Origin of the sequence: Brasilonema bromeliae SPC951 (assembly GCF_012912135.1) — a bacterium.
Lineage (GTDB): Bacteria > Cyanobacteriota > Cyanobacteriia > Cyanobacteriales > Nostocaceae > Brasilonema > Brasilonema bromeliae.
This window is the reverse complement of sequence record NZ_QMEB01000060.1, coordinates 1-4,431: the sequence shown is the minus strand read 5'-3', so window position 1 is coordinate 4,431 and position 4,431 is coordinate 1. Positions and strand designations below refer to the sequence as shown.

7 protein-coding genes are annotated in these 4,431 nt (G+C 43.4%); 5 read left to right on the top strand and 2 right to left on the bottom strand.

The features are described 5' to 3' along the window. Nucleotides 1–194, top strand: a 194-nt coding sequence (locus DP116_RS28530) for a hypothetical protein (protein WP_211173197.1), incomplete at its 5' end; no start/stop codon positions are given. Between the two features lie 139 nt (nt 195–333). On the opposite strand, the gene DP116_RS10090 is transcribed toward DP116_RS28530, so the two are convergent. Further along, nucleotides 334–642, bottom strand: a complete 309-nt coding sequence (locus DP116_RS10090) for a HigA family addiction module antitoxin (RefSeq protein ID WP_169155063.1) — start codon at nt 640–642, stop codon at nt 334–336. A gap of 15 nt (nt 643–657) precedes the next feature. Beyond that, nucleotides 658–942: a type II toxin-antitoxin system RelE/ParE family toxin gene (locus tag DP116_RS10085; RefSeq protein ID WP_169155062.1), complete on the bottom strand. Its 285-nt coding sequence runs from the start codon at nt 940–942 to the stop codon at nt 658–660. A gap of 75 nt (nt 943–1,017) precedes the next feature. Between DP116_RS10085 and DP116_RS10080 the strand changes: the two genes are divergently transcribed. The 4 genes from DP116_RS10080 to DP116_RS10065 all read left to right on the top strand — a co-directional run bounded on the left by DP116_RS10080 (nt 1,018) and on the right by DP116_RS10065 (nt 4,175). Beyond that, nucleotides 1,018–1,635, top strand: a complete 618-nt coding sequence (locus DP116_RS10080; RefSeq protein ID WP_169155061.1) for a molybdenum cofactor guanylyltransferase — start codon at nt 1,018–1,020, stop codon at nt 1,633–1,635. Nucleotides 1,636–1,842: 207 nt separating this feature from the next. Continuing rightward, nucleotides 1,843–2,364: an acetolactate synthase small subunit gene (gene ilvN, locus DP116_RS10075; RefSeq protein ID WP_169155060.1), complete on the top strand. Its 522-nt coding sequence runs from the start codon at nt 1,843–1,845 to the stop codon at nt 2,362–2,364. 95 nt (nt 2,365–2,459) lie between these two features. Next, nucleotides 2,460–2,954 carry a tyrosine-protein kinase family protein gene (locus DP116_RS10070; protein WP_422614218.1) on the top strand — a complete coding sequence of 165 codons (495 nt, stop codon included), beginning with the start codon at nt 2,460–2,462 and terminating at the stop codon, nt 2,952–2,954. 12 nt (nt 2,955–2,966) lie between these two features. Continuing rightward, nucleotides 2,967–4,175 carry a beta-barrel domain-containing protein gene (locus tag DP116_RS10065; protein WP_169155059.1) on the top strand — a complete coding sequence of 403 codons (1,209 nt, stop codon included), beginning with the start codon at nt 2,967–2,969 and terminating at the stop codon, nt 4,173–4,175. The last annotated feature ends 256 nt before the right edge of the window (nt 4,176–4,431 follow it).

Here is a 4,431-nt window from a genome sequence, read left to right as displayed (position 1 = left end):
TCAAAATATGCCCTACGGGCACGCTGCGCTATCAAAATTCCAAATTCAAAATTGAAAACAGTTTTTTCTCGTTCCCTGGCTCTTTTCTCGTTCCCTGGCTCTGCCGGGGAATGCATAACTGTGCGCTGCTTGCTGCCTCATACCAAGTTGCAGTAACGCACCATGTTGCTCTCATCTGTCACGGTTCAATTTAACGTCTACACCCGTCGCCGTGAAGAAAAAAATGGGGCTTGCAAACCTGATGCGCGTTGGCTTCAAGCTGCGGGGAAGTCGGGATTAGTATACTGTTGAGTTATGAGATGGGGACAAAAGTTAAAATTTTGCTAGACAAAATCAGGCTACGTCATTCAACGGAAGTTTAGGTATTTGATTGTAAACTTCTTCATTCTCTTCAAGAGCTTGACGCAAATCGTATTGTGTTTGTAAATTCAACCAAAACTGAGCGTTGTTACCAAAATAGCGAGATAAACGCAAAGCTGTATCTGCTGTAATACTGCGTTTTCCAGATAAAATTTCACTAATTCGTGTCTGAGCTACACCGATATCTTTGCTCAAGCGATAAGGGGTGATATTGAGTGGCTCTAAAAATTCTAGCTGCAAGATTTCGCCAGGATGGATATTTGGCAGACGGTTGTTGTTCATAATTATTTCCATGCGTTAATGGTAATCTACCATTTCAACTTCCAAAGCATTGTTCTCATCCGTCCAAACAAAGCAGATTCGCCATTGATCGTTAATACGAATACTGTACTGTCCAATTCTATCGCCAACTAGCTTTTCTAAACGATTACCAGGTGGAAGGCGCAAATCGTTAATTGACGTTGCTGCGTCAAGGATAAGCAGTTTTCGTAAAGCAGTTTTTTGGATATTGGACGGATATTGAGAAGATGTAAAGCCCTCAAAGATAAACTTTGTCTCTTCAGATTTAAAACTAACAATCACAATACTATCGCTATGCGTTACTATCGTCAAACGTTAGTATAGACTTCAAGGTGAGCTCGCATAGAGTTATGAATAATGACTAATCACTTAACCGCCATAGTTTTAGCAGGTGGAAAGAGTTCTCGCATGGGACGGGATAAAGCATTGATTCCCATTCAAGGTGTACCCCTGTTGCAATTGGTTTGTCGAATTGCAGAAAGTTGTGCTGATACAGTTTGCGTAGTCACACCCTGGCAAGAACGCTATCAACACTTGTTACTATCTACAATTGAGTTTATCAAAGAAGTGCCTTTGTCTGGTGAAACTGGTAGTGAACAACTACCGCACGGACCAATTATTGGATTTGCTCAAGCACTGGCGTATGTACAAACAGATTGGGTGTTGCTGCTGGCTTGCGATTTACCCAAATTGCGCGTTGAGGTGTTGCAAGAATGGACGAATGCATTGGATAGTGTGGAAGGTGAGGCTATAGCTGCTTTAGTTCCCCAAGCTAAAGGATGGGAACCACTGTGCGGTTTTTATCGCCGTCGCTGTTTACCAAGTCTGGTGGAGTATATTAATCGAGGGGGGCGATCCTTTCAGGAGTGGTTGAAGCAACATCCCGTGCAAGCTTTGCCTTTACCAGATCCAGAAATGCTTTTTAACTGTAATACACAAGACGATTTATTTCGATTCCAATCTCAGGTACAATAAGGGATTACAATTGCAATCTTGTGCAATAGTGTGTGTAGCGCGGCTACATACTAAGTAGGTCAACATTGAAAAACGTAGAATAAAGTCTTTGCGATTACTTCGCTGCACTGCGTTGCGCTCGTAATGACATTTCACGTTTAATTGGGTTGAGCGACTTAATTTCTCTGTTATTCATAACTTACTTCCTCTAGCCTAATGTTGGCGACGATGAAACACACCTTATCAGTACTTGTCGAAGATGAAGCGGGAGTTCTTTCCCGTATTTCTAGCTTATTTGCCCGTCGCGGCTTCAACATAGAAAGCCTTGCCGTTGGTCCTGCTGAGCAATCAGGTATTTCTCGGATTACAATGGTAGTCCCTGGTGATGACCGCGTGATTGAACAACTCACCAAGCAACTATACAAACTCATTAACGTTTTGAAAGTGCAAGACGTTACAGAAATTCCTTGCGTGGAACGAGAATTGATGTTACTCAAGGTGAATGCAACAAGCAGCACCCGTTCTGAAATTGTCGAACTATCTCAAATTTTCCGGGCGAGAGTCGTAGACGTGGCAGAAGATTCTGTTACCCTCGAAGTTGTGGGAGATCCAGGTAAGATGGTAGCAATTGTACAAGTGCTGCAAAAATTTGGCTTGAGAGAAATAGCTCGCACTGGCAAAATTTCTTTAACTCGTGAGTCTGGTGTTAATACTGAATTGCTGAAGTCTTTGGAAGCAAAAGCTTCGTAAGAAGGCGATCTGCAAAGGAGCGCAGAGCGCGAAGCTATCGCCCGTTTTGCATCGCCCCTGTTCTTCGCGCAACAGGCTGCCCAGGTCTGAGTAATGTGATTGTCGATCATGCTGAAATCAGGGCAGCGATGCTCCACCAGGGAGCCGCGCAAGGCGCGATAAGCCAGAGGCTTGACGCAAAGCGTATCGCACAAGTCATGGATAATTTGTATGTCCTCACTTGTGGAGTTGTGCCTCCCAGTCCAGCATCCCTCATAGACTCGAAACCAATGGCTAGATTGATGGAAAGTTTTGCTACCAACTACGACTTCGTGATCATTGATGCTCCCTCATTAACGGTAGCCGCTGATGCTGCTACTTTGGGTCAAATGGCTGACGGTGTTTTGCTAGTCGTTCGACCAGGGGTAGTTGATTCTGTGAATGCTACTATTGCTCGTGATCTGTTGGAAAAATCTGGTCAGAATGTCTTGGGACTGGTGGGGAATGCAGTTCTTCCTAAAAATCTTAGTCTGAGCCACTACTACTTTACTGAGGAATATAACACACAAGAAAGTGATACTATAGATAAATCTGCGAGAACTGTACGATAACCTGCAAAAACAATGAAGCTGCCCTTTGCTTCATCTCCTGCTCAAGCACGGCAAACTAAAGAGCAATTTGCTAATCCAGACGCTTACCTAGATTATGAATTAGGTAAAGCGGTGCAAGAGCTACCGCCGCTTTATACAAGATTGGTAGGGGTAACTTTAAGTTTGGCAGTATTTGGGGCGATCGCTTGGGCTGGTTTGAGTAAAGTTGATGAAGTGGCTGTGGCTCCCGGTAAGTTGATTCCCGGTGAGCAAGATGTGCAGCCAGTGCGATCGCCTAGTAGTGGCAAAATTAAATATATCAACGAAACTAAGGTAAAAGAAGGTCAGCCTGTACAAAAAGGTGACATTTTAGTAGCACTTGACTCAGAATCGTCTCAAACTGAGATTCAGAGGCTAAACAATCAAGCCCAATTGATGAAGCAAGATATACTACGTGCTACCAAAGCAGCCGAAGAAAGCCAGAAAGCACGCATTAAGGAGGCGGAAATTGAATATTCCCGTCTGCGAAATAACCTTAACTCAGCCCAACGCAAAGCAGATAAGGAGTGTCCTTTCTTCGGTCCTATCACCCGAGTAAAGTGTGAAGACGCTAAAGTTGAACTAAATAACTCAAAAAAAAGTTTTGAAGCCCAAGAGCAAAAGATCAAGCAACTGCAGCAAAATTATAAAACTGGATCCCTTTCTGATTTGAGCAAGCGCCGCGAAGAATTGCAGACTATAGAAAGGCAACTAGCTCAAGCTAAAAATCAGTGGCAGAATCAAACTATTACAGCTCCAATTACTGGCAGAGTTTATAACGTCAAAGTCAACCCAAGTCAGGGGACAGTCCAACCTGGTGAAGAGTTATTGTCAATTTTACCAGAAGGTAAAGAACCTTTGCTAGAAGTTGATTTGCCAAATCAATATCGGGGATTTGTTGATGAACAGATGAATGCAAAGGTGAAGATAGAAGCTTTTCCTTATCAAGAATATGGTGTGATTGAAGGGACTGTAGTTTACGTTAGTCCCTACGCAGTTGTGAAGGATAAGAATTCGGGCAAGGAGGTTTATCCAACCAGGATTAAACTGCATAAAATCACAATTAGGAGGCGGGGTCAAGATAAGACATTAACTCCTGGGATGGAGGCTAGTGGGGAAATCGTGATGCGGCAGAAGTCGATTTTGAGCTTGTTGATTGAACCAGTTACGCGCAAATTTGATGAGGTGTTTTCTGTTAAGTGAATCGTCGAAATAAGAACCCCAACTTCTTAGAGAAGTCGGGGTTCTGAAGAAGAGTTATCTGAGGTATATATGACTCAAGCTTTACCTAAACTAGTAAGCTTTGAAGAATTTGCAAATTGGAAACCAGACAACGGTCGCTATGAACTACTTCTCCCTTTGCTATTGAAGCTACGGCTGCTTTAAATCGTTTGCATATGCTTCGTAGCGTAGAGGTTCCAACTCCTGTAGCGTTACTTCGGGACTGCCCGTCCCTAGC